This window comes from Nonomuraea sp. NPDC002799, from assembly GCF_053592075.1.
Genome location: NZ_JBSFVA010000002.1, coordinates 212,298 through 236,973 on the forward strand (window position 1 = coordinate 212,298; position 24,676 = coordinate 236,973).

At 71.0% G+C, this 24,676-nt stretch carries 22 protein-coding genes; 12 read left to right on the plus strand and 10 right to left on the minus strand.

What is annotated here, in order from left to right; genetic code table 11:
- The first annotated feature begins 107 nt into the window (after positions 1–107).
- Positions 108–635: a hypothetical protein gene (locus tag ACWD0F_RS04885; RefSeq protein WP_449872578.1), complete on the plus strand. Its 528-nt coding sequence runs from the start codon at positions 108–110 to the stop codon at positions 633–635.
- A gap of 11 nt (positions 636–646) precedes the next feature.
- On the opposite strand, the gene ACWD0F_RS04890 is transcribed toward ACWD0F_RS04885, so the two are convergent.
- The 4 genes from ACWD0F_RS04890 to ACWD0F_RS04905 all read right to left on the minus strand — a co-directional run bounded on the left by ACWD0F_RS04890 (position 647) and on the right by ACWD0F_RS04905 (position 3,662).
- A complete protein-coding gene (locus tag ACWD0F_RS04890; RefSeq protein WP_449872579.1) occupies positions 647–976 on the minus strand; it encodes a putative quinol monooxygenase in 330 nt (109 codons plus the stop codon).
- A gap of 225 nt (positions 977–1,201) precedes the next feature.
- Positions 1,202–2,047 (minus strand): ABC transporter permease, encoded by an 846-nt coding sequence (locus ACWD0F_RS04895; protein WP_449872580.1) that lies wholly within the window; start codon positions 2,045–2,047, stop codon positions 1,202–1,204.
- Complete coding sequence (locus tag ACWD0F_RS04900; RefSeq protein WP_449872581.1) at positions 2,044–3,012, minus strand: ATP-binding cassette domain-containing protein; 969 nt, start codon at positions 3,010–3,012, stop codon at positions 2,044–2,046. The genes ACWD0F_RS04895 and ACWD0F_RS04900 overlap by 4 nt, the downstream gene beginning before the upstream one ends.
- An 11-nt stretch (positions 3,013–3,023) precedes the next feature.
- Entirely contained in the window at positions 3,024–3,662 is a 639-nt protein-coding gene (locus ACWD0F_RS04905) for an NADPH-dependent FMN reductase (RefSeq protein ID WP_449872582.1), read from the minus strand.
- 168 nt (positions 3,663–3,830) lie between these two features.
- Here ACWD0F_RS04905 and ACWD0F_RS04910 point away from each other — a divergent pair, with 168 nt between their 5' ends.
- Positions 3,831–4,763, plus strand: coding sequence for an ATP-binding cassette domain-containing protein (locus ACWD0F_RS04910; RefSeq protein ID WP_449872583.1), 933 nt, complete (start codon positions 3,831–3,833; stop codon positions 4,761–4,763).
- Positions 4,760–6,310: a hypothetical protein gene (locus ACWD0F_RS04915; RefSeq protein WP_449872584.1), complete on the plus strand. Its 1,551-nt coding sequence runs from the start codon at positions 4,760–4,762 to the stop codon at positions 6,308–6,310. Before ACWD0F_RS04910 ends, ACWD0F_RS04915 begins: the two co-directional genes overlap by 4 nt.
- Here the strand turns inward: ACWD0F_RS04915 and ACWD0F_RS04920 are convergent.
- The 3 genes from ACWD0F_RS04920 to ACWD0F_RS04930 all read right to left on the minus strand — a co-directional run bounded on the left by ACWD0F_RS04920 (position 6,212) and on the right by ACWD0F_RS04930 (position 9,849).
- Positions 6,212–7,789, minus strand: coding sequence for a sensor histidine kinase (locus ACWD0F_RS04920; protein ID WP_449872585.1), 1,578 nt, complete (start codon positions 7,787–7,789; stop codon positions 6,212–6,214). The genes ACWD0F_RS04915 and ACWD0F_RS04920 overlap by 99 nt on opposite strands.
- Positions 7,786–8,526, minus strand: a complete 741-nt coding sequence (locus tag ACWD0F_RS04925) for a response regulator transcription factor (RefSeq protein ID WP_449872586.1) — start codon at positions 8,524–8,526, stop codon at positions 7,786–7,788. Before ACWD0F_RS04925 ends, ACWD0F_RS04920 begins: the two co-directional genes overlap by 4 nt.
- A 147-nt stretch (positions 8,527–8,673) precedes the next feature.
- Positions 8,674–9,849, minus strand: a complete 1,176-nt coding sequence (locus ACWD0F_RS04930) for a trypsin-like serine peptidase (protein ID WP_449872587.1) — start codon at positions 9,847–9,849, stop codon at positions 8,674–8,676.
- Between the two features lie 413 nt (positions 9,850–10,262).
- Here ACWD0F_RS04930 and ACWD0F_RS04935 point away from each other — a divergent pair, with 413 nt between their 5' ends.
- On the plus strand, positions 10,263–10,778 hold the full coding sequence (locus tag ACWD0F_RS04935) for a hypothetical protein (protein ID WP_449872588.1): 516 nt from the start codon (positions 10,263–10,265) through the stop codon (positions 10,776–10,778).
- A 42-nt stretch (positions 10,779–10,820) separates the two neighbouring features.
- On the opposite strand, the gene ACWD0F_RS04940 is transcribed toward ACWD0F_RS04935, so the two are convergent.
- Positions 10,821–11,834 (minus strand): LacI family DNA-binding transcriptional regulator, encoded by a 1,014-nt coding sequence (locus tag ACWD0F_RS04940; RefSeq protein WP_449872589.1) that lies wholly within the window; start codon positions 11,832–11,834, stop codon positions 10,821–10,823.
- A 278-nt stretch (positions 11,835–12,112) separates the two neighbouring features.
- On the opposite strand from ACWD0F_RS04940, the gene ACWD0F_RS04945 reads away from it, so the two are divergent.
- From ACWD0F_RS04945 to ACWD0F_RS04965, 5 genes are all read left to right on the plus strand, one after another.
- Entirely contained in the window at positions 12,113–12,934 is an 822-nt protein-coding gene (locus ACWD0F_RS04945) for a carbohydrate ABC transporter permease (RefSeq protein ID WP_449872938.1), read from the plus strand.
- The gene (locus ACWD0F_RS04950) at positions 12,931–13,752 is read left to right on the plus strand and encodes a carbohydrate ABC transporter permease (RefSeq protein ID WP_449872590.1); all 822 of its coding nucleotides are present in this window, start codon (positions 12,931–12,933) and stop codon (positions 13,750–13,752) included. The genes ACWD0F_RS04945 and ACWD0F_RS04950 overlap by 4 nt, the downstream gene beginning before the upstream one ends.
- Positions 13,749–15,164, plus strand: coding sequence for a glycoside hydrolase family 43 protein (locus tag ACWD0F_RS04955; RefSeq protein ID WP_449872591.1), 1,416 nt, complete (start codon positions 13,749–13,751; stop codon positions 15,162–15,164). Before ACWD0F_RS04950 ends, ACWD0F_RS04955 begins: the two co-directional genes overlap by 4 nt.
- A gap of 6 nt (positions 15,165–15,170) precedes the next feature.
- Positions 15,171–16,454, plus strand: a complete 1,284-nt coding sequence (locus ACWD0F_RS04960) for an ABC transporter substrate-binding protein (RefSeq protein WP_449872592.1) — start codon at positions 15,171–15,173, stop codon at positions 16,452–16,454.
- Between the two features lie 153 nt (positions 16,455–16,607).
- Entirely contained in the window at positions 16,608–18,002 is a 1,395-nt protein-coding gene (locus ACWD0F_RS04965) for a hypothetical protein (protein WP_449872593.1), read from the plus strand.
- Positions 18,003–18,061: 59 nt separating this feature from the next.
- On the opposite strand, the gene ACWD0F_RS04970 is transcribed toward ACWD0F_RS04965, so the two are convergent.
- Positions 18,062–19,396: an esterase/lipase family protein gene (locus ACWD0F_RS04970; protein ID WP_449872594.1), complete on the minus strand. Its 1,335-nt coding sequence runs from the start codon at positions 19,394–19,396 to the stop codon at positions 18,062–18,064.
- A 186-nt stretch (positions 19,397–19,582) separates the two neighbouring features.
- On the opposite strand from ACWD0F_RS04970, the gene ACWD0F_RS04975 reads away from it, so the two are divergent.
- The gene (locus tag ACWD0F_RS04975; RefSeq protein WP_449872595.1) at positions 19,583–22,801 is read left to right on the plus strand and encodes an ATP-binding protein; all 3,219 of its coding nucleotides are present in this window, start codon (positions 19,583–19,585) and stop codon (positions 22,799–22,801) included.
- An 11-nt stretch (positions 22,802–22,812) separates the two neighbouring features.
- On the opposite strand, the gene ACWD0F_RS04980 is transcribed toward ACWD0F_RS04975, so the two are convergent.
- Positions 22,813–23,712 carry an alpha/beta fold hydrolase gene (locus ACWD0F_RS04980; RefSeq protein WP_449872596.1) on the minus strand — a complete coding sequence of 300 codons (900 nt, stop codon included), beginning with the start codon at positions 23,710–23,712 and terminating at the stop codon, positions 22,813–22,815.
- 247 nt (positions 23,713–23,959) lie between these two features.
- On the opposite strand from ACWD0F_RS04980, the gene ACWD0F_RS04985 reads away from it, so the two are divergent.
- Both ACWD0F_RS04985 and ACWD0F_RS04990 read left to right on the plus strand, forming a co-directional pair.
- Positions 23,960–24,304: a hypothetical protein gene (locus tag ACWD0F_RS04985; protein WP_449872597.1), complete on the plus strand. Its 345-nt coding sequence runs from the start codon at positions 23,960–23,962 to the stop codon at positions 24,302–24,304.
- A gap of 57 nt (positions 24,305–24,361) precedes the next feature.
- Positions 24,362–24,619 carry a hypothetical protein gene (locus ACWD0F_RS04990; RefSeq protein ID WP_449872598.1) on the plus strand — a complete coding sequence of 86 codons (258 nt, stop codon included), beginning with the start codon at positions 24,362–24,364 and terminating at the stop codon, positions 24,617–24,619.
- Positions 24,620–24,676: the final 57 nt, after the last annotated feature.

Here is a 24,676-nt window from a genome sequence, read left to right on the forward strand (position 1 = left end):
GCAAGAGCTCGAATGCTTGTCAGTGTCTTTTCTATTTCTTTATGCTGGATCGGGCAGCTATGTCGTACCGCTATTGATCCCCGCGCAAGGAATTCAGAGGAGACCTCATGGATGCGTCCCTGCTTGCCGAGATCGACGCCATGGCCGCGTACGGAAAGATCGTGGTCTCGGCGGACGACGAGAATGTCATCGCCCTGATCAAGGATGCGATCGAGAATGACAGATCAGTCGCGTTCTACTTGACCCGCGCGCAAGCGAATGCGATCACGGAGTGGTACTGGACGCCCGATCGGGTCAGGGAAAAGGGGCTCCAGGAGGTGCCGGGCGAAGAGCTGGAGCGGATCAGGTCGGAGCTGGGGATCGAGGGCATCACCAGTTTCCGCTTCGCCCCGATCTCGTGTGCGTGCGGACATGACTACGGGGCATTCGACTTCTTGCAGCAGGGAGCCCGCGAGCATGGCCTGGACGCGGTCAATGCGATATTCGCGCTGAAGAACACGAAGCTCTTCCAGGTCAATCCGCCGATTGTCCCGATTTGCCCGGAATGCGAAAGCGCCATTGCCAGCAGCCCCGACGACGGAATCACGTACGAGAGTCCCGACTACGGGGGCTGCTCCTGCTGCGCGCAGCAATAGACGGCGCCTGGTCAGACCACGATGGCCGGATAGGGACTCCTCATCGCGCCGAAGTAGGCCTCGGGCGCTCCTTCGATGTGCTCGGACAGTTCGTCCAGGAAGGCGCGCATCAGCGGGGTCGCGTTGTGCCGGTCGAGGTCCTCCTGCGAACGCCAGACCTCATAGAGGAAGAACCGGCCGTCCTCCTGCTCGTGGAGGTGGTACTGAAGGCTGCCCTCGTGTCCACGGGACGGCTCGACGAGGTCCATCAGGAGCTTCCTGAACTCGTCGGCGTGTCCGGGCTTGGGGGGCAGGAATCCGTAGAGCGAAACGGGCGCTGGTGTGGTCGAAGTCGTCGTCATGTGAGCAACGCTAGGATGTGACATAGGTGTCAGATTCAAGTCGTTGCCGTATGAGGTGGGTCACATGAAGATCGGGGGCCTGTCCCGCGAAACGGGCGTGGCCGTACGCCTCCCCAGTACGCCGACCTGGACTCCCGCATAGCCGACCGCACCCGAGCCCGCACCGCTCCGGGCGACATTCTCGAAGCCTCCACGCGAGCACTCACCCACGTCTGAGGCCGCGAGCTACTTCCGGTTGTACAGCCGCATCGTGAGCGCACCGAACACCACGATGAGCGCCGCCGAGGAGCCCAGCACCCACACGATCTGCCCGGCGTCCGGCGTGCCCGCCATCAGGGAGCGCACGGAGGCCACCAGATGCGTGATCGGGTTGGCGTTCACGAACACCTGCAGCCACCCGGGCATCGTCGAGGGCTCGACATAGACGTTGCTCAGGAAGGTCAGCGGGAACAACACCAGCATGCTGACCCCCATCACCGACTTCTCGCTCCGCAGCAGCAGCCCGAACATCGTCCAGATCCACGAGAACGCGAACGAGAACACCAGGAGCAGCAGGATCCCGCTCACCACCCCCACGAGGCCGCCTGCCGGGCGGAAGCCCATCACCAGGCCGACCAGCAGGATGACCGTCGAGGCCATCGTGTAGCGCAGGATGTCGCCGAGCAGGTAGCCGACCATGGTCGACGGCCGCCAGATCGGCAGGGTGCGGAAACGGTCGAAGACCCCCTTCTCGATGTCCTTGTTGACCTCCACGCCGGTGTACATGGTGATCATCACGACGCTCGTCACCATGATGCCCGGCAGCAGGAACTGCAGGTACTCAGTCGGCGAGCCGGCCAGCGCGCCACCGAACAGGTAGGTGAACATCAGCGTCATCATCAGCGGGAACGCCGTCACGTCGAACAACTGCTCCGGCACATGCTTGATCTTCAACATGGAGCGCCAGCCGAACGTCATGGACGCCGACCAGGCGCTCGGCCGCGGTGGCCGCGTCCCCGGGGCCAGGACGGCGCCGAGGGTGTCGGCCGCGGGGGCGTAGCCGGTGGTGGTGGTGTCGGTGGTCGTGCTCATGCTGCTGCCTCCTCAGTGGCGGGGTGATCGGTGAGGGCGAGGAAGACCTCGTCCAGGCTGGGCTGCCCCAGGGAGAAGTCGTCGACGACGATTCCCGCCTCGGCCAGCCGCCCGAGGGCGCGTGCGGCCAGTTGCGCCTCGTTGCCGTCCCCGGTGACGCGGGCGGTGAGCGCCACGGGATCGGCCTCCAGATAGACGGGGGCGTCCAGCGCCTCGGCGAGCAGGCGCTCGGCGTCGTGGCGGGCGGCGGGGTCGCGCAGCCGTACGTGGACGGAGCCGGAGCCGACGGACGACTTCAGCTCGCCGGGTGTGCCCTCGGCGATGACCTTGCCGTGGTCGATGACCGCGATGCGGCTCGCGAGGCGGTCGGCCTCCTCCAGGTACTGGGTGGTCAGCAGCACCGTGGTGCCGTGGGCGACGACGATGCGGATGATGTCCCAGACCTGGTTGCGGCTGCGCGGGTCGAGGCCGGTCGTGGGCTCGTCCAGGAAGAGGAGCTCGGGTGTGTTGAGGATGCTGGCCGCGATGTCGATCCGGCGCCGCATGCCGCCCGAGTACGTCTTGACCTGCCGCCCCGCCGCGTCCGTCAGCCCGAACGCCTCCAGCAGCTCCGCGGCCCGCGCCCTGGCGGCCGGCTTGCGGTGGCCGAGGAGGCGGCCGAGCAGGATCAGGTTCTCCGCGCCGGTCATCTCCTCGTCCACGGAGGCGTACTGGCCGGTCAGGCTGACGCGGCTGCGTACGGCGTCCGCCTCGCGCACCACGTCGTGGCCGAACACGGTCGCCTCGCCGGCGTCGGGCCGCAGCAGCGTGGCCAGCACGCGTACCGCGGTCGTCTTGCCGGCGCCGTTGGGTCCCAGCACGCCGTACACGGCGCCGGTGGGGATTTCGAGGTCGAGGCCGTCCACGGCACGGGTTTCGCCGAAGAGTTTGACCAGGCCGGAGGTGCGTATCGCGATATCTCGCATGATGTTCCCTTTCATGAGACGTACGGCTGGGCGCGCCGGCCGTCGCGCAGCGCCCGGCCCCACCAGGTGAGCTGGTCGAGCATGGCTCCGATGGCCCGCAGGCGGTCGTCGGTGTCGCAGGGCCGACCGGCCCCGTGGACGTCCGGGCCGAGCAGGTCGAGCCCGACCCAGTCGCGCATGGTCGTGGCGTGCAGGGCGGTGAAGACCGTACGGAGCTGCTCGACCGCGTAGAAGCCGGCAGATCCCGCGCCATAGGCCACGAACCCGACAGGCTTGGCCTGCCACTCGTCGTAGGCGAAGTCGATCGCCTGCTTGAGCGAGGCGGGGAAGCTGCGGTTGTACTCGGGGGTGACGACGACGAACGCCTCCGCCGCGCCGATCGCGGCGGCGAAGCCGGACATGGACGGCGTCGCCTCCTGCGGATAGCAGGTGGGGAAGTCGTAGCCGGCCAGGTCGAGGACCTCGATCGCGAGGTCCTCGCGGCGGCGGGCACGCTCGGCGAACCAGCCGCCGACGGTGTCGCAGACGCGCCCGGCCCGGGTGCTGCCGATGATCACCGCAACCCGCAGCAGGCCGCCGTCGCCGTCGCGACCACCGTCGCGGCTGCTGTTGCGGTCGTGTTCGCGGTCGCGGTCGCTGTCGCCCGCCATGCTCCCGCCCCCTCCCGCGCGCCGTCATCTGATAGGCGCTAGAAGGGTCGCTAGATCCGATCTAGCGGCAGCCGGTACGCCTCCCCGGCCGGTCCGACGGTGAGCCCTGTCTCCCAGCTCTCGGCCGGTATCTCGTCGAACGCGCAGGACGGCAGTAGCGTGCGAGCCATGGATCCGGTGATCGAGGTGTCCGGTCTGGTCAAGTCGTTCGGCCGGACCCGTGCGTTGGACGGGCTGGACCTGCGGGTCGAGGCCGGCGAGATCCACGGTTGTCTCGGGCCGAACGGGGCGGGGAAGACGACCACGCTGCGCGTTCTGCTCGGCATGTTGCGTGCCGACGCGGGCGAGGTGCGGCTGCTGGGCGGGCATCCGTGGCGCGACGCCGTACGCCTGCACCGCCGCCTGGCGTACGTGCCCGGCGACGTCACCCTGTGGGACGACCTGACCGGCGGCGAGATCATCGACCTGCTCGGCCGGCTGCACGGCCGCATCGACCCGGGCCGCCGCGACGAGCTGATCGGCAGGTTCGAGCTGGATCCGGGCAAGAAGGCCCGCGTCTACTCCAAGGGCAACAGGCAGAAGGTGGCGCTGATCGCCGCGCTGGCCGCCGAGGTCGAGCTGCTGCTGCTGGACGAGCCGACGTCGGGGCTCGACCCGCTGATGGAGGCGGAGTTCCGGCGCTGTCTGGCGGAACGGCGGGCCCAGGGGGTCGCCATCCTGCTGTCCAGCCACATCCTGGCCGAGGTCGAAGCCCTGTGTGATCAGGTGAGCATCGTTCGGGCAGGGCGTGTCGTCGAGTCGGGCACCCTGGCCGAGCTGCGCCGTCTCACCTGGACATCGATCACCGCCGAACTGGAACGGCCTCCGGACAAGCTGGACGGCGTGGCGGGGTTCGAGGTGCACGGCACGCGGGTGAGCTTCCGGGTCGACGCGGGCAGGGTCGGTGAGGTGCTCGATCGGCTGAGCCCGTTCGGCGTGCGCGACATCACGGCTCAGCCGGCCACGCTGGAGGAGCTGTTCCTGCGGCACTACCGCCAGGGCGACGGTGAGCACACGAGCCAGGGCGACGGTGAGCACACGAGCCAGGGCGACCGTCCGTGAGGGCGCGGGGTCCTGGCGATGCCTTCGCCGGCGTCGGTGCGCTGATCAGGCTCATCGTGCGGCGGGACCGGCTGCTGCTCCTCACCTGGATCGCCGTCGCGGTCGCACTCCCGCTCTTCAACGCCTACTCCCTCGCAGCCCTCCTCCCCACCCCCGAGGCGCGCACCCACTTCGCCGAGGTCACCAGCGCCAACCCCGTCACCGAAGCCCTCCTGGGCCCCCTCCGCGACACGTCGATCGAGGGCATCGTCGCCTGGCGGTCGAGCCTGCAGTGCCTGCTCGTCATGGGCCTGGCCGGGTTGCTGTTCGCCATCAGGCACACCCGCGCCGAGGAGGACGCGGGCCGCCGCGAGCTCACGGCGGCGGGCGCGGTGGGCAGGCACGCGTCCATCACCGCCGTGGTCACCGTGGTCGCCGCCGTGAGCGTCGCCGTGACGGTCCTGCCGGCCGCGGCCCTGACCCTCGGCCCCGGCTACGACCTGGCCGGATCTGCGCTGTTCGGGCTGACGCCGGCGGCGAGCGGCGTGCTGTTCGCCGCCTGCGGCCTGGTGACGGCGCAGCTCGCCCAGAGCGCCGCCCTGGCGCGGACGACGGCCGTGGGCATGCTGGCCGCGGGCGTCCTGCCGGGCTTCGCGGTGCCCGTGGACGAGATCGTGTTCCTGCCCGCCAACTGGCCGCGCCTGGCCGCCCCCTACGCCGCCGGCCGGTGGTGGGTGCCGCTCGTGCCGCTGGCCCTGGCCGCCGTCCTCATCCTGGTCGCCTGTGCCCTGTCGGCCCGCCGCGATCTGGGCGCGGGCCTGCTGCCCGACCGCGCGGGCAGCACCGGCCCGGTACGCGCGGGCGCCCGGCTCGGCAGCCCGATGGCGCTGATCTGGAGGCTGTACGGCGGCACCGCGATCACCTGGAGCGTCACCCTGGCCACGATCTCGGTGGCGGTCGGCTGGGTGTCCGCCTCCGTCGGCGCCGTTTTCGGGGGCCTGCTGACGATCGAGGTCTACACGTACGTCCTCTGCCTGGTCGTCGCCCCCCTGACCGCGGTGAGCGCCCTGCGTCCGCACGCCGAGGAGCGCGCGGGCCGGGCGAGCCCGCTGCTGGCCACCCCCACCGGCAGAGTGCGGTGGCTGGCGGGCCATGTCACGCTCGCCCTCGCCGCCCCGGCCGGCATGTTGCTGGCCGTCGGCGCCGGCACCGGGCTGGGCCACGGCCTCACGATGGGCCGTCCTGGCGCGATCCTCACCCAGGTGGGCGCGGCCTTGCTCTTCCTGCCCGCCGCCTGGACGATCACCGGCGTCACGATCGCCGTGTACGGCCTGCGTCCCCGCCTGGCCACACCCGCGGGCTGGGTGACGGTCGCCGGCTCGGTCGCGTTCGTGGCGTTGTGGGAGGCCGGGACGATCGGGCGCACGGCGTTCCTGCTGACCCCGTTCGGCTACGGCTATCCGGCGATCTCACCTGGCCCGGCGGCCCCGGCCGCGTTCGCCCTGGTGGCGGCGGCGCTCATCGTCACCGGCGGCGCCACGTTCGCCAGACGCGACCTGCTCGCGTGAGGCGGGCGGGGCGTCCTGCTCGCGTGAGGCGGGCGGGGCGTCCTGCTCGCGTGAGAAGGGCAGGGAGTCCTGCTCGCGTGAGAAGGGCAGGCTGAGGGTGAAGACCGTGTTCCCGGGGGTGCTGCGCGCCTCGACCCGCCCGTCGTGGGCCGCCGCCACCGCCGAGACGATCGCCAGCCCCAGCCCGCTGCCCCCCGCCACCCGGGACCGGGACCCGTCCCCCCGCGCGAACCTGCCGAACACGCGCGGCAGCACATGTCCGGGAATCCCGGGGCCGTCGTCCGCGACCTCGACGCACACCCGCTCACCGAGGCGGACCGTCGTGGTGACGGTGGTGCCGGGCGGGGTGTGGGTGCGGGCGTTCGCGAGCAGGTTGGTGATCACCTGGTGCAGGCGGTCGGCGTCCCCGACGACGAGGGCGGGCTGGTCGGGCAGGCTGATCAGCCAGCGGTGGCGGGGCGCGGCCGCGTAGGCGTCGCCGACGGCGTTCACCACGATCGGCGACAGGTCCAGCTCCAGCCGCTCCAGCGGCCGGCCCGCGTCCAGCCTGGCCAGCAGCAGGTCCTCGACCAGCGTGGTCATCCGGCCTGCCTCGGAGCCGATGCGGCCGAGCGCGTGCGCGGTCTGCGGCCCGTGCGGCTCGCCGCTGCGCGTGGTGAGCTGCGCGTAGCCGACGATGGAGGCGAGCGGCGTGCGCAGCTCGTGGCTGGCGTCCGCGACGAACTGCCGCAGCCTCGTCTCGCTCTCGCGTCGCACGGCGAAGGCGGTCTCGACGTGCCCGAGCATGCGGTTCAGCGCGCCGCCCACCTGCCCGGCCTCGGTGCGCGGGTCGGTGTCCACCTCGGGCACGCGCGACAGGCGTACGGCGTCGCCGGTGGCGAGCGGCAGCTCCGACACCCGGGCGGCGGTGGCGGCCAGGCGTCCGAGCGGGCGTACGGCACGGCGTACGAGCAGGGTGCAGGCGACGGCCGTCAGCGCGACGCCCGCCAGCGTGACCGCGGCCTCCACCACGACGAGCCGGGTCAGCGTGTCCTGCATGCCGAGGACGGGCAGGCCGGTGACGAGCAGGTCGCCGTCGCGGGCACGGGCGCCGACCATGCGGTACTCGCCGAGCGGCCCCAGGTCCACGGTGACGGGCCGGTCGGTGACGCGGGCGAGTGGCGGCGGCGCGGGCACGTCGCGCAGGGTGCCCGCCCCGGTCAGCACGGCGGCCCTGCGCACCTCGCCCTGGTGGACCCGCGCGCCGAACGTGCCTTCCGGCTGCCCGGGGAAGAGCAGGAACGACACGTCGCGCGACTGCGGCGGCGCGATGCCGACCGCGCTGGTGGAGCGGCGCGCGGCCGAGCTGACCTGGCTGTCCAGCCGGTCGGTGAGGAAGTCGTTGAACAGCAGGGTCGTCGCGGTCGCGATGACGGCGGAGACCGTGGCGAGCAGCGCGATCGAGGAGACCACGAGCTTGGTCTCCAGGGACAGCGTCATGGGGCGGGTCTGAGCGTGTAGCCCACGCCGCGCACCGTGTGGATCATCGGCTTGCGGTGTGCGTCGATCTTGCGGCGGAGGTAGGAGATGTACAGCTCGACGACGTTGCTCTGGCCGCCGAAGTCGTAGGCCCAGACCCGGTCCAGGATCTGCGCCTTGCTGAGCACCCGTCCAGGATTGTGCATGAGGAACCGGAGCAGCTCGAACTCGGTGGGCGTCAGCCGGATCTCCTTCTCCTCCCGCCGTACCACGTGGGTCTCCTGGTCCAGCGTGAGGTCGCCGACGGTGAGCGCGGCGTCGGGCCGCTGCTGGGCCGCGCCGGAGCGGCGCAGCAGGCCGCGCAGCCGGATGACGACCTCCTCCAGACTGAACGGCTTCGTCACGTAGTCGTCGGCGCCGGCGCGCAGGCCGATGAGGCGGTCCTGCATCGAGTCCCGCGCGGTCAGGAAGAGCACCGGCACGCCGGGCAGCACCGCGCGCAGCCGGGGCAGCAGCTCGATCCCGTCCATGTCGGGCAGCATGACGTCGAGGACGATCGCGTCGGGACGGAACCCGCGGGCGGCGCGGATGGCCTCGCTGCCGTTGTGGGCGCTGCGGACGTCCCAGGACTCCTGGCGCATGACCATGGAGAGGAGTTCGGTCAGGGAGGGCTCGTCATCCACGACGAGGATGTTGATCGAGCTGCCGTCCGGTCGGCGCACGGGCTCGGACCGGAAGTTCGGGCTGGTCGTGTGCATGATGTGACGATGGCCGCCGCGGATGAGGGTGGGATGACGACCGGGTATGAATCACCTGTGAGCAGCGGAAGGACCCGGCGGTTCGCCGGGTCCTTCCTATCCCTTTAAAGCGCGTTCAGTGCTACCCAGAGCGATGGTCCCCTTCCCTCAAAAAAGCTTTCCAGACCAGACGGCGGACGCGGATGCGTAGACGCTGTAGGTCTCGGCGTCGAAGTACGGCGAGCTGATGTAGTCCACGCGGTCGTTCTCGTCCTGGTCGTAGAAGGCGCTGGTGATGCCGTTCAGGTAGCCGAGCCGCTTGGTGCTGCTGTACTTCGCCAGCCACGGGCCGCCGTCGGCGCCGGCGGTCATGGAGCACTTGAGTCCCACGTGCTCCTCGATCTTCTTGGCGGCCGACCCGACGGTCTTGCTGGTCGTCGTGCCGTAGCACCACTTCGGCGTGACACCGGTGAACGGCTTGTTGCCGTCGGGCTGCGCGGCCTGCGGGTAGCCGAAGACGTAGTGCGCCTTCTTCAGCGGCTGGTTCCAGGAGATGCCCTGCCCGCCGACGTTGTCGCCCAGGCGGCCCGCGTCCGCGGCCTCCAGCACGTGGTAGGTGTTGGCGCTGCGGTCGTAGTAGCCGAGGTCGGCCTTGGTGGTGTCGGTGCCCTTCTTGGCGCGGTCGGTGTCGTACTCGGACCTGGTGACGGTCGAGTCCTTGACCGTCACGCCGTTGTAGACCGAGACGAAGCCGTAGTCGCGGTCGTAGTCCTCGTACACGCTGTAGTCGTAGTGTACGAACGCCTGCTTGCCGACGTAGATGCCCCACGGGGTCTTGCCCTGGTAGTAGCCGGGGACGAAGACCCAGTTGTCCAGGAGCTGCTCGTCATCGGCGGTGTCGTACACGCAGTGGCCGGCGGTGGCCACCACGTTGGCGTACTTGCCCTGGATCGAGGAGGCCGAGCACCAGCGCTTGTCGCCGTCCGCGTCGACGAAGAAGACCTTGCCGATGGTCTTCGGCAGGTTGACGTTCTTCGACTTCGTGGTGGCCGTGGTGGTGCTGGTCGGGGCGACCGAGCCGGCCTTGGTGTCGGTGGAGGCGGTGCCGGTCGACTTGAGCTTGTCGACCTCGGTGGTGTCCTCCTCGACGTAGGTGGCCGCCTTCAGCGCCTCGGCGTTGTTCTGCAGCCAGAAGGCGGCGATGCCCTTGGCGCTGGTGATGCTGACGCTCTCGGACGGCTTCACGTGCGGGGCCGCCTGGGCGGCGCGGGACAGGGCGGAGCCGAGCAGCGCCGCGGCGGCGACACCGCTACCGAGGGGAACGAGGGTGTGCTTGATCTTCAAGGGGATGTTCTCCTTGTTCGTCGCGGGAACGCCAGGAGCGTTCGGTGCGTCTATGAGGCAGGAAGGTATCCCTGTTGGCCGTGCCTCCATGTCCGTTATGTCCGGATTTAGCGGAGGCACAGGTTCCCGTGGCCGCGCCGTGATCGACCGGCCGCCGTCCGCCCGTACGACGTTCTCCGAGGCCGGGGTCAATCCTGAACATGAAAAAGGTAAAAGGCTGAGAACCGTATGAGAGAAGTTATGTGTTGCAGATCACTGACGCCTGGTCAGGGCCACTACCTGCACTTATCCAATACATAAGCGGGTAACAGGTGCTTCTCAGGTTCGGTGTGCAGAGTTCATGGCGTGGGGATGACCCGCAGGGCTGAATTCCGATGTTCGGCCAGGTCTGCCCCGGAATGGATTTCTCTCTAGTGCGCTTCTCGAAGCCCCTCACCGTGACCCTCGCCGGCGCGGCCCTCATCGTCCTGCCCCTCTCCGGCGCGGCCTTCGCCGACGACGCCCGGCCGCACCCGGCCGCGACCGCCAAGGCGCCGCAGCCGACGCACCCGGCCCCGGCTCACGCCAAGGACGCCAAGGACGCCAAGGACGTCAAGCACCAGGCCGTCAAGCACCAGGCCGCCAAGCCGATCTCGCTCAAGGTCGCCGTGAACCAGAGCCGCGTGCGCGCCGGCGCCTCGTACGGCGTGACGATCGTCGTCAAGGGCGCCTCCTCCGGCCAGGCCACTGTGACGAGCCCGGAGGGCAAGAGCTACCGGGTCTCGCTCTCCGGCGGACGCGCCACCAAGACCCTGACCGTGCCGTCGCGGACGAAGAGCGGCAGCAAGACCGTCAGCGTCAAGGTCGGCAACAAGGTCGCCACCGCCTCGTTCACGGTCGTCGGCGCCAGGAAGGCGCAGCACGACGAGCCCCGCCACGGTCACAAGTAGGAGCAGACGTCACGCTGCCACGATCGCCGGCAGCGGGAGACGTCACGCCGGCGCGGTGCTGGAGCGTACGACGAGAGTCGTGGGGAGCTCCGTCCGCGCCGGCGGCCTGTCGGAGAGCAGGGCGGCCAGCGCCGCCGCGCCCAGCTCGGGCCAGGGCTGGCGGACCGTCGTGAGCGCCGGCGTGACATGGGCCGCCGCCCACGAGTCGTCGTAGCCCACCACGCTCACGTCGTCGGGCACCCGGTGGCCGTGCTCGCTCAGCGCCTGGTAGACGCCCACCGCCATCGCGTCGGAGCAGGCGAAGACGGCGGTCGGCGGCTCGGGCAGCGCGGCCAGCAACGCCCGGGTCGCCCGCAGGGCGCCGTCCTTCTGGAAGTAGCCGCACGTCTCCCACCGCGGGTCCACCGGCAGCCCCGCCGCGGCCATGGCCTGGCGGTAGCCGGTCAGCCGCTCGGCGGCGCACGGCACCCCCGGCCGGCCGGTGACGATGGCGATGCGCTCGTGACCGAGGCCGATGAGGTGCTCGGTGGCCCCTCTGGCTCCGGCCAGGTTGGCGGAGACGACGACGGAGAGCCCGGACGGCGGCTTGCGGCGCGGGTCGACGATCACGGACCGGAGGCCGTGGTCGGTCAGCCAGGTCCGCTGCGTGGCGGTCGGCGCGGTGCGCACCAGCAACACGCCCGCGCTGTCGCGGGCGCTGATCCGGTCCAGCCAGGCGGGCGGTGGCTGGCCGTTCTTGGTGCGGTCGAGCACGGCGGAGACGACCAGGTCCACGCCCAGCCGCCAGGCCGCGTCCTCCACGCCGCCGAGGATGGCCAGCGCGTACGGCGAGTCCAGCCCCTGCAGCATGACGTCCACCATGCTGCCCTTGGCCGGCTTGACCCGCTGGCGGGGATAGCCGCGCCGCTCCAGCACCTCGGCCACCAGGCGCCGGGTGTGCGCGGAGACGTCGGATCTGCCGTTGAGCGCTTTGGAAACGGTTGCAACCGACACCCCCGCCTCGCGGGCGATCACTGCCAGTTTTGGCAGCGGCGGGGGCGTCTCGGGGGCCGTCATGCCCCCACTTAACTCCGGTCGGCGGGGGAAAGGCCAGGGCATATGCCGCGAAAATTTCGAAATTTCGCCGTTTGCCCTGCTGGAAGGCCGTGGTGGGTCGGCATGCCATTGACGTTGCGTGCGTGCTACCGCAACGTTTCCTGCAACCGATTGCAGGCTTGCCCCACCGCAGAGGAGTCACACACGTGGCCGTCGCCTCGGCGCTCCCGCCCCGCACGAAACCACGTCGATCAGGTGCGTTAACGCCATATTTGCTGATAGCTCCGTCGTTGATCGCGATGCTCGGGTTCCTCGTGTACCCGATGGCCAGCGTGATCTATTACAGCCTCCAGCGCTACAACGTCACCAAGCCCTGGGACAACGGCTTCGCCGGATTGGACAACTTCCGCACGCTGCTGTTCGACGACCCCATCTTCTGGCAGAGCCTCGGCTTCAGCCTGCGGTGGGTGGTCGTCGAGGTCGTGCTGCAGTTCCTGCTCGGGCTCGCGCTCGCGCTGATCGTGAACGAGAGCTTCGTCGGCCGGGCGTTGTCACGGGCGATGGTCTTCTCCCCGTGGGCGGTCTCCGGCGTGCTGACCACCGCGATCTGGGTGCTGCTCTACAACCCGTTCACCGGCATGTCGCGCTATCTCGCCGACATGGGCCTCATGGAGTACGGGGCGGCGCCACTGGCCGACCCGGACACCGTGTTCTGGGCGGCGGTGCTGGCCGAGTTGTGGCGCGGAGTGCCGTTCTTCGCGATCCTGCTCCTGGCCGACCTGCAGTCGGTGTCGAAGGAGTTGTACGAGGCCGCCTCCGTGGACGGCGCCACCCGGATGCGCCGCTTCTTCCACATCACGCTGCCGCACCTGCGGGACGCCATCATCCTGTCCACGCTGCTGCGCTCGGTGTGGGAGTTCAACAACGTGGACCTGCTCTACACCCTGACCGGCGGCGGCCCGGCCCACCAGACCACCACGCTGCCGCTGTACGTGGCCTCGCTGGCCGCCCAGTCGCACGACTTCGGCTACGCCACCGCGCTGACCACCGTGGCGTTCCTGATCCTGACCTTCTTCTCCATCGTCTACCTGCGGCTCAGCAAGTTCGGGGCGAAGTCATGACCCAACGCGGCAGCCGGGTGCCCCGGTGGCAGATCTACCTCCCGCTGGCCCTGTACCTGTTGTTCACGCTGGTGCCGTTCTACTGGATGCTGGTCTTCGCCTTCCGGCCGAGAGGGTCGACGTCGATCGTCCCGTGGCCGATCACGTTCGAGCACTTCGACACGGTCTGGAATGGGATGGGATTCGCCGTCTTCTTCCAGAACAGCCTGCTCGTCGGTCTCGCCTCGCTGGTCACGACCACGGTGGTGGCGCTGGCCGGCGGGTACGCGCTGGCCCGCTACAACTTCCGGGGCAAGGGCGCGTTCCTGATCGGGATGCTCTGCACGCAGTTCATCCCCGGCGCCCTGATGATCATCCCGCTGTTCGAGATCTTCCGGACGTTGTCGCTGACGAACTCCCTGTGGAGCCTGGTCGTCGCCGAGACGGTCTTCCAGCTGCCGCTCTCCCTGATCCTCATCAGCGGCTTCATCCGCAACATCCCGCAGGAGCTGGAGCAGGCCGCCTGGGTGGACGGGTGCGGCCGGCTGCGCGGCTTCCTGGCCATCGTGCTGCCGTTGTTGCGCCCGGCCCTGGTCGCGGTCGGCTCGTTCGCCTTCATCCATAGCTGGAACAACTTCCTCTTCGCCCTCATGTTCATCAACGACCAGGAGAAGTTCACCGTGCCCGTGGGCCTGGCCTACAACCTCGGCGAGAACAGCGTCGACTTCGGCGCACTCGCCGCCGGTGGCGTCGTCGCCGCCGTGCCCGTCGTCATCGTCTTCGCCTTCATCCAGCGCTACCTGGTGCAGGGGATGTCGGCCGGGGCGGTGAAGGGATGACCCCGACCTACCGCAACCCCGTGCTGAACGCCGACTGGTCCGACCCCGACGTGATCCGGGTCGGCGACGACTTCTACCTGACGGCCTCCACCTTCACCAAGGTGCCGGGGCTGCCGATCCTGCACTCGCGCGACCTGGTCAACTGGACGATCATCGGGCACGCCGTGACCAGCGGCTACGACGACGTACGGCCGGGCTGCGGGGTGTGGGCGCCCGCGTTGCGCCACCACGGCGGCCGGTTCTGGATCTTCTACGGCGACCCCGACGTCGGGATCTGCCAGGTGAGCGCCACCGACCCGCGTGGCCCGTGGACCGCGCCGCACGTCGTCAAGCCGGGCGTGGGGCTCATCGACCCCTGCCCGCTGTGGGACGAGGACGGGCAGGCGTACCTGGTGCACGGCTGGGCCAAGAGCCGCGCCGGGGTGAACAACCGGCTCACCCTGCACCGCATGGCCCCGGACGCCGGCGAGGTGCTGGACGAGGGCACGCTGATCATCGACGCCGACCTGCTGCCCGGCTACCGGACGCTGGAGGGGCCCAAGCTGTACCGGCACGACGGCGCGTACTGGATCTTCGCGCCGGCGGGCGGGGTGGAGCAGGGCTGGCAGTCGGTGTTCCGGGCGGAGTCGATCTTCGGTCCGTACGAGGACCGGATCGTGCTGGAGCAGGGCGGCACCGACGTCAACGGCCCGCACCAGGGCGGCTGGGTGGACACCCCGTCCGGTGAGCACTGGTTCATGCACTTCCAGGACCGCGGCCCCTACGGCCGGGTCGTCCATCTGCAGCCGATGGCGTGGGAGGACGGCTGGCCGGTGCTGGGCGACAAGGGCGAGCCGGTCGCCGAGGGCCCCGTGCCCGTGCCCGGCGGCGCCCCGGCCGCGCCCGCGACCTCCGACGACTTCGCCGGGCCCGCGCTCGGGCTGCAGTGGAGCTGGCAGGCCGACCCGGACCCCTCCTGGTGGGAGCTGCGGGACGGGCGGCTCCGGCTGACCTGCGTGCCGGGGCCCGACGACCTCGGGCGGCGCCCGGCCGTGCTCGGGCAGCGGCTGCCCGGCGAGCCGTGCACGGTCACCACGACGCTCACCCTGGAGGGCGCGGGCCGGGCGGGCCTGGCCGTGCTCGGGGCCACCTGCGCCTCCGTGGAGGTGGCGAGCACGGGCGACGGGACCGTGCTGGTGTGCGGGGACGCCGCCCCGGTGCCCGTCCAGGGGCCCGTCACCGTCGGCGCGCGGATCGCCGCCGGCGCGCTCGTCACGTTCCTGGCCGACACCGGCCAGGGCCTGCGCCCGATCGGCGCACCCTTCCAGGCCACGCAGGGCCGGTGGGTCGGGGCGGTGCTCGGCCTGTTCGCCGCGGGGGGCGGCACCGGTCAAGCGATCTTCGACGCGTTCACCGTGGACATCGAAAGGTAGAGACTCATGAGACTACGTGTGCCGGCGATGCTCCTCGCCGCGGCCGTGCTGGCCGGATGCGGCTCGGACGCGGGCTCCGACGGCAAGACCGAGATCACCTTCTGGGACACCAACGCGGGGCCGGCCCGCACGCCGGTCTGGCAGCACGCCATCGCCGAGTTCGAGAAGGTCAACCCGACCATCAAGGTCAAGTACGTGGGCGTGCCGATCGCGCAGTCGGCCCAGAAGATCGACACCGCCATCGCCGGCGGCGGCACGCCGGACGTGGCCGACGTGGCCACCTCCGGGCTGGGCAACCTGGTCGCCCAGAAGGCGCTCGAACCCGTGGACGCGCGCATCGCCGGCAACCCGGCGCTGAGCGGCAAGTTCAACGAGGCGCTCCTGACGACGGTCAAGAACGTGGCGCCGGACGGTAAGGCGTACATCATCCCGATCTCCACCAACGCGGGCGCGTTCTGGTACCGCAAGGACTGGTTCGCCGAGGCCAAGCTGGAGCCGCCCAAGACGTGGAGCGAGTTCTTCTCGGCGGTGGACAAGCTGAACAAGCCGGCGGAGAACCGGTTCGGCTTCACCATCCGCGGCGGCGCCGGCTCCATCGCGCAGATGCTGGAGGTCGTCTACGGCCAGTCGGGGGTCACGGAGTTCTTCGACGCCTCGGGCAAGGCCACGATGAACGACCCGCGCAACGTGACGGCGCTGGAGAAGTACGCCGGGCTGTACAAGAGGAACACGCCGGAGGCCGACCTGCAGAACGACTACGTCAAGATGGTCGCCCAGTTCGACACCGCCGGCAGCATCGCCGTCATGCAGCACAACCTGGGCTCCTACCAGGACCACATCAAGGCGCTCGGCCCCGAGAAGGTGGCCTCCTTCTCCGTGCCGAAGTCCGACGCCGGCGTCCAGACGGTGTTGTCCAACCCGGTCAGCGGCGTCGGCGTCTTCGCGGCCGGGGAGAAGAAGGAGGCGGCGTTCAAGCTCGCCGAGTTCTTCGCGAGCAAGGACATGGGCGGCTACATCGCGGAGAAGAGCGGCGTCATCCCCGCCAACACCGACGTCCAGGGCACGCAGGCGCCGCACATCGTCGAGGCCCAGCGGGTGCTGAACGACCCGGCGACCCAGGTCGTGCAGATGCCCTACTACCTGCCGGAGTTCAACGACATCACCAAGACGTGGTCGGAGCCGCTGTTCCAGAAGGTGTTGCTGGGCGAGCTCAGCGCCAAGGACTTCCTGGACCAGTTCGCGGCCAAGCTGACCGAGGCGCAGGCCGCCTACAAGAAGCGGCACGGGTGAGGTGGCTGGGCGGGCTGACACCCCTTGCCCCAAAGTAATCGGATAGACACCGAGAGTTACTATGGGTCAGGTTCGTGCACGTAGCGCATCGTGCGGCCTGCCCTGGAGTGATCGGCGGCCGACACGGTCGCCGATCACTCCAGGGGGCTGGAAATGACTGACGAGACCCAGACAAACAGGACGGACATCGACACGGTGGTGGGTGGCGAGGCCACGCTGCTGCACTCAGGGGACGACCCGGTGGCCGCCGCCGCCGTCGACGTGGCCGTCGAGGCCGAGCTCCTGGACGACTCCGCGGTGCTGGAGGCGGACTGGTCGGAGACCAAGCGGGAGAGCGAGCGGCAGATCGCCCGGATCGCCGCCAAGGAGCAGGAGCGCGTCCGCCGGCTCCAGCGCGAGCTGCAGGCCCAGGGGGCGGAGGTCTGGCCGATCGCCAGGTGGTGGGGGTTCGAGATCCATCTCAACGAGGCCGCCGCCCGGCGGACCGCGCAGGTCTCGCAGCTCATCGCCGAGACCGCCGGCTCCGTGCTGGGCGCCTGGCTCACGGCGGTCATCGAGCGGTCGCTCCGGGCCAAGTCCGGCTGGATCGCCTCGGTCGCCGGGCCGTACGGCGTCCGGCTGGCCTCGCCCTGGACCGCCCCCGCCACGCTCGTCCCGGCCAGGGAAGCCGGCCGGACGGCCGGTGACGCCCGGCTCTACTGGGCCGTCTACGAGCCCGGCGAGGGCTGGAGCGCCGACCAGAGCTTCGTCGACCACTTCAGCGCCTCCAGCCCGGCGGTGGCCGAGTTCCAGGACCGGCTCTACGTAGCCCACCGCGGCAACGGCGAGGACGCCGGCCTGTGGTGGACGGTCTATGACGCCGAGGAGGGGTGGAGCGAGGACCAGCGCTTCCCCAAGCACTTCAGCACCGCCGGTCCCGCGCTGGCGGCCTACGACGGGCAGCTCTACTGCGCGCACCGGGGCAACCGCGACGACGCTCTGTGGTGGTCCCGCTGGGACGGCGCCGGCTGGAGCCCGGACTTCAGGCTGCCCCAGCACTACAGCGCCGCCGCTCCGGCGCTGGCGGCGTACGACGGGCAGCTCTACTGCGTGCACCGCGGCAGCGGCGACGACGCCTCGTTGTGGTGGACGCGCTGGGACGGCACCCGCTGGAGCCCCGACCAGCGCTTCCCGCACCACTTCAGCCGGTCGGGACCGGCGCTGGCGACGTACCGGGGGCATCTCTACTGCGTGCACCGCGGCAGCGGTGATGACACCTCGTTGTGGTGGACGCGCTGGGACGGCACCTCCTGGAGCGCCGACCAGCGGCTGCCCGGCCACTTCAGCGCCGAGGCGCCCGCGCTGGCCGTCTACAAGGACCGGCTCTACTGCGTGCACCGCGGCGCCTCCGACCAGAGCCTCTGGTGGACCAGCTTCAACGGCACCGGCTGGGCCCCGGACGAGCGGCTGCCAGGGCACCTCAGCGCCGAGAGCCCGGCCGTCATCGCCTACCGCGACCGGAACGCCACCCGCGACCAGCTCCTGTGCGTGCACAGAGGGGTCCGCTGAGAGAAGACGTCAGGTGCCGGCCCACGCGGGCCGGCACCTGCCGGGTCTTCAGGGGCGGATCACCAACCGGCGAGCTGCTCCAGGAACCACTCGACCAGCACCTTGGAGACGGCGCTGTGCTCGGAGTTGACGGCGTCGAAGCAGAACGCGTCCAGGAACGTCTCGTCCTTCGGCAGGTCGCTGAAATCGCGGTAAAGGTCGGACTGCCACTGGAACGGGTCCTTGGTCAGGGCGATCGCGCTGGCCGCCGGCACGAAGGCGCTACGGCGGAAGCGGTCCTCGATCGGCAGCCCGATCGCGTCGGCGATCCGGCCCCACGAGTCGAGCGAGCCGCCGGGCGCACCGTCGAACGCGGCCACGTGCGAGGTGGCGCTCGTCCACACGGGAGCGCCGAAGCGGAGCGTGCCGACGTTCTGCAGCACGCCGTGGTCGGGCTGGATCCTGGCGGTGAGCTGCAGCGGGTCGGCGTGCAGGTCGAAGACCGGCGCGCCGGGCGGCAGGTCGGGGCCGACGCCGTTGCCGACGCCGTTGGCCAGGCCCAGCTTGTACGGGCGCATCGGGAACCAGCCGACCCGGCGCAGGTCGTCCAGGAACTCGGTGCGGAGCTGGCTGGCGGTGGTCACGGGACCGGAGTAGTCCGCGTCCGGGACCCAGCCCCACAGGAGCTGCTGAGCGGCCGGGCTGCGGATCAGCTCGGCCTGGCCGGGGCCGTCCGAGCTCGGCTGGAGCGACTCGTGCAGGTAGGCGAGCTGCTGGAGTACCAGCGGGATCCAGGCGCCCAGGTGCGGGCTGTCGTAGGAGAAGTACTTGTCGGTCTGGTGGTCGAAGCCGTCGTTCTCCAGGCGGGCCAGGGCGTACCTGGTGATGAGGCCGCCCATGCTGACGCCGCCGACGACCAGCGGGTCGTCGCCGCGCCGCTCCTGGATGACGCGCTTGATGCAGGTGGCCGCCACGGCGGCGTTGGCCTGGATGTAGGTCTGGCGCTGGTCGAAGCCGAGCAGGATGACGTCGATGCCCATCGACCTGAGCTGGTCGAGGAAGCCGGGAGAGCCCTTCTGGTAGGGCTTGTTGAAGTGCGTCCAGAGCGCGTCCAGGTCGCTCGGCCCGTAGTTGAAGCCGTCGGCGAAGATGAGCGGCCGGGTCAGCGTGGCGCTGCCCTCCGCCAGGTGCACGGCGGCGCGCCCGGTGGCCGTGTGGCCCTGGTACGGCTGGTCGCCGACCAGCTCCCAGACGTGGTCGGGCCGGTGCGCGTTGCCCTTGCGCTCCTGCGGGGCCGCGAACCAGACGCCCTGCTGCCCGAGTGCGCTCGCGATCCGTTCGATCTGCTCGGAGGTCAGGCTGCTTTCGACGCCCCGCGCCGTGGTCTCGACATCGATTCTGGGTTCCTGGGCCATGATTGATCCTTTCGGTCCATGACGGGGCCACTCAGGGCCGCTCAGACACACCATACGGTTACTCTCTGTGATTGAACGAGAACAAAGGGTGGTGGCGTGGGCAGGGCCGAAATCTACGGCGGCTGCCGTGATATGGGGCGTTTCCCGGCAGATGCCGTTTGTCGGGCGGCTGCATAGGCTGTTTCGGTGACCACTGAGCTGGCGCTGCTGCCGCGAGTGTCCTTCCAAGGCCGGGAGATCACCGGGGCGCGCCTGCACGGTCTGCTCGCCCTGCTCGCCGGCGACCTGCGTACCGGGTGCAGCGCCGCCCGGCTGGTCGAGGGACTGTGGCCGGCGGAGCTGCCGGAGCGGCCGGGCAAGGCGCTGCACGTCCTCGTCTCCCGGGCACGGGCGCAGCTCGGTCACGACGTCATCGCCAGCACCGCCACCGGCTACCGGCTCTCCCTGCGCGAAGGCCAGGTCGACGCCGCCGCCGTGCTGCTCAGCGCGTCGGCGAGCGGCCGGCACGCCCGCGCGGGCGACCACGCAGCGGCACTCACGCACGCCGAGGCCGGCCTGGCCCTATGGGAGGGAACGGCCGGCGACGACCCCGGGTTCGACGACCCGCTGTCGGCGCTGCGCGCGGAGCGGGCGGCCACCTACCGGACGTTGTGGCGGGCCCGCGCGCTGGCGTTGTCGCGGCTGGGCCGCTCGGCCGAGGTCACGGGGACGCTGGAGGAGCTGTTCCATGAGCATCCGCGCGACGAGGAGGTGCTGCTGGAGCTGCTGCGCTCCGAGGCGGTGACGGTCGGGCCGCCGGCGGCTCTGACCAGGTACGACGGCTACCGCCTCGGCCTGCGCGAAGAGCTCGGCGCCGATCCTGGGCCGGCGCTGCGGGCCGAGCACCAGCGGCTGCTGCGCGGCGAGGTGGGCGTCGTCAGGCACGGCGTCTCGTACGAGCCCAACCCGCTGGTGGGCCGGGACGCTGACCTGGTGGCGGTGGCCGCGCTGCTGAGCACCTCCCGGCTCACCTCGATCGTGGGCACCGGCGGGCTGGGCAAGACCCGGCTCGCGCACGCGGTCAGCCGGCGGGCCGAGCAGCCGGTCGTGCACTTCGTGGCGCTCGCGGGCGTCACCGGCGACGCGGACGTGACCGGCGAGGTGGCCTCCGCCCTGGGCATCGGTCCGGCGGGCCTGGGCGCGGACGCCGTCGACGGGATCATCAACGTGCTCGGCTCCGGTCCCGCGCTGCTCGTCCTCGACAACTGCGAGCACGTCGTCGGCGGGGTGGCGGAGCTCGTACGCGTCCTGCTGGCCGCCACTGGCGAACTGCGCGTGCTGACCACCAGCCGGGCCCCGCTGGGCCTGTCGTCGGAGTCGGTGTACCCGCTGCCCGAGCTGGATCCGGTCACCACGGTCGAGCTCTTCATCCAGCGCGCCAAGGCCGCCCGGCCCGGCGCCGACCTGTCCGGCGAGGTGGTGGCGGCGTTGTGCCGCCGGCTCGACGGGCTGCCGCTGGCGGTGGAGCTGGCCGCGGCGCGGGTGCGGGTCATGTCGGTGGCCGAGATCGCGCGGAAGCTGGCGGACCGGTTCGCGCTGCTGCGCGGCGGCACCCGTGACGCGCCGCCGCGGCACCACACGCTGCACGCCGTCGTGGACTGGAGCTGGAACCTGCTCACCCCGGCCGGCCAGGCGGCGATGCGGGCCCTGTCGGTCTTCCCCGGCGGGTTCACCGCCGGGGCCGCGCACTACCTGCTCGGTGACGCCGACGGCGTGCTGGAGGCGCTGGTCGACCAGTCGCTGCTCAAGGTGTCGGACACCGAGTCCGGGACACGTTTCCGGATGCTGGAGACGGTGCGCGAGTTCAGCGCGGAGCGCAGGGAGGCGGCGGGGGAGAGCGGCTGCGCGGTGGCCGGGTTCCTCGACTGGGCGCGCGACTTCGGCCGCGCGCACCACGAATCGCTCTTCGGGGACGGCGTGGCCGACTCGGTCGTGGGGGTGCGCGCCGAGCAGGACAACCTCGTGCACGCGCTCCGGTCGGGGCTCGCGGCGGGCGACCGCGCGACCGTCGCGGCCACCGCCGCCGTGCTCGCCGGCCTGTGGACCGTCGAGGCCGATCATCTGCGGATGATGCGCCTGATGGAGGAGACCGTCCGCGCCCTGTCACCCCCTGACTCCCCGCTGGTGCCACCGCCGGTCGCTCCGCCGGTCGCCCTACCGGTTTCCCCGCCGGTCTCCCCGACGCAGCCTGGGTCGGCCCTGGTGGAGACGGCGCGTACGGCGTTGACGTTGTGCGCGTTGAGCGCGTTCATCTCCGTGGGACCTCGGGCGACCAGCCCGCTGAGCGCGCTGCGCAGGCTGCCCCCGTCGCCGCCCGACACCCTGATCCGCGCCGCCGCGACCGTGATGTGCGCCGACCCTGCCAGGTTGCCGGAGTGGTCCACCGGCGCCGAACCGCTGCTGGCGGGTGTCGCCGGCGCGTTCCACAGCTACGTCCACGAGCAGGCCGACGACCTGGACGGCGCGCTCGCGGTCGCCAGGCGGATGCTGACCGCGTTCGAGCAGCGGGGCAATCCGTGGATCGTGGCCCTCGCGCGCTCGCGGATCGGCGAGCTGTGCGTGCGGCTCGAACGGCCGAAGGAGGCCAGGCGCGAGCTGCGGGCCGCGCTGCCGGTGCTGGAGGAGCTCGGAGCCCGTCCCAGGGTGTTGCAGACCCGGTGGGGGATCATCCTGTCCGACCTGCAGCTCGGCTACCTGGACGAGGCGGCGCGCGAGCTGGAGCTGGCCACGCAGAGCCGGGCCGACGACGCGCTCGGGCCGCTGCTGCCCAGCCTCGGCGCGCAGGCGGAGATCCACCTGGCCAGGGGCGAGATCGACGCCGGTCTGCGGCTCTGGCGGCGGGCCGTCGAGCGGCTGCGGCACGCCGAGAGCCCGGCCTTCCCTCTCGACCCGCCCGGTCTGGAGCCGTGGACGCTGGAGGCCCAGGCCGCCGCGGTGGTCGCGCACGCCCAGCACGGCAGGCTCGAACCGGTGGCCGAGCTCGTCGGCGAGCTGCCGGGCAAGCTGCGGACCCTGCTCGCCGAGCCGCTCGGCGCGCCGGCGCCCTACCAGGTGGACCTTCCGGTCTGCGGCGCGCTCCTGCTGGCGCTGGCGATGGTGGACATCGCCACGGGCAAGGGCTCGGGGGCGCGGATGGTGGCGCTGGCCGAGCGGTTCCGCTACCTGCGCACGTTCCAGCCGACCATGTCCTCCACCCGCGCCCGGCAAGCGGCAGTGGCGGCGAGCAGTATGGCGGGCGGGACAGCGGGCGGTCTGGCGGGCACGGCGGCGGGTGCGGTGGCTTATGCCGACGCGGTGGCCGCGTACGCCGGGCTGAGCCGCGACGAGCTGCGCGGCGCCGCACTGGCGGCGCTGCGAGCACGCTGACGAGCCCACCGTCAGGTTGTGGCGCGGTCCCACACGTCGCGGACGGCCTTGACCACGGCGTCCGCCCGGTCGGTGTGGATCGTGCTGTGGCCGGCGCCTTCGAGCGCCCGGTGCTCGCCGTGCGCGGTCGAGTCGGCCAGCGCCTGATAGAGGCGGCGCTTGGCCTCACTCTGCGCCCGCATGGCCTTCTTGGACATGAGCAGCGCCTGACCGGCGTCCACGGACAGCGCGGTGAGCGCGATCAGCGGCACATCGGGCACCTTGCCGGCGGCCTGGAGCTCGTCGCGGAGCTCCACCAGGCCCTTGCGCTCCTCCATGCCGGCCAGGATCCACTCGGGGCTCGCATGGTGGTCGACCAGCGTCGTGCGCAGCTCGGGCGGCCATTCGGCGAGCATCCGCCCGTAGACGCGGCGCGTGAACAGGCGGATGAGCCGCATGCTGAGCCGGCCGGGCCGCGGGTGGCGGGCCCGCGCCAGGTGCATGGACTCCGGCATGTACGTGTCCCACTCCTCGTAGAAGGCGTCGAGCATGACGATCCCGGCCACGTCCTCGGGGAAGAGCTGCGCGAACCGCCGGGCGTAGGCCCCGCCCAGCGAGTGCCCGACCAGCACGTACGGCCCGGCCACCCCGGCGGCGCCGAGCAGCTCCCGCAACTCCGTGGCGACGTCGCCCGCGGACCGGGGCAGGCCGGCCGGGTCGCTCCAGCCCGTGCCGCCACGGTCGTAGACGACGCAGGTCGTGAACTCGGCGACCCGGTCGTGGATGTTCAGGTAGTCCAGGCCGACGGCGCTCGCCCCCGGCAGGATCACCACGGCCGGCCCGCCGGCGCCAGAGCTGTGCAGCCACAGGCGCCGGCCCCCGACCTCGTGGTGGCGCCCGATCGGCGGTGCTTCGAAGACGGTCATCGGCATCGCGACCTCCTGACTGACGGGGTTGCTGCTGTCAACCCTGCCCGCAGCGGGTCTTACGACGGTTTCACCACGGTTTCACGCCCCTGCCCGCGCCTCCCGCCCGTGTCCTCCATGCCCCCGATTAGCCCCGTCCGAGCCTCCGACCAGGGACGGGAGGAGTTTGTGGCCGGATCCGGGGGTAGGCGTACCGCTACACCCGGACAGCGGCCGACGTACCGGGGACATCGGACAGGGGGAGGTGAATGCGGTGGACAGGCGATCCGACGAGGACGACGAGTTCTTCGCTCCCGTGTTGCGCGATCCGCCCGAGCAGGGCGGCGTGGTGAGCGACACCGGCGTGCCGGACGTGCACGGCGGCGGCCCGGGGCGGTGGGCGCGGTCACCGCAGCCCTCGAACGCGCTCAGCATCCGCCTCCTGCTGGCCGCGCTGGCGCTGCTCGTCGGAGTGGTGCTGACCGTGCTGGCCCTCTTCGCCGGACGTGCCCTGCTCGCGATCCCGCCCGCCGTGGTGGCGGTGGGGGCGGCCGTCTATCTGGTGGCGTTCGGCGTGCGGCGCTCTCGCTCCGACGGCGGCCCGCCGACGTTCGGTTGAGGCAGAGGTTGAAGGCCATGATCCAAGCACAGGGCAACCATCACAACAGGAGCCGAGATGTCGCAGATGTCGCTGATCGATCGAGAATGTGTTCGCCGGCTACTGGACTCGCAGCACCCCGACGCCACGCTGATCTTCCTCCAGGGTGACTGCGTCGTGCTCCCGGCCACGGAGGTGGACGACGCGCATCGGGCCCTGATCATCACCAGCCGCGCGGAGGTGCTGGCCCAGCTCCCGGACGGCCCCGTGACCGACCGGGCCCTGGACGACCTGGCCGTCCGGCTGGACAACGTCGTCCGCGACCTGAGCGCCTGACTCCGCGACCTGAGCGCCTGACCGTGTCATCCGATTTGCCCTCTATCGCCGGAGGCC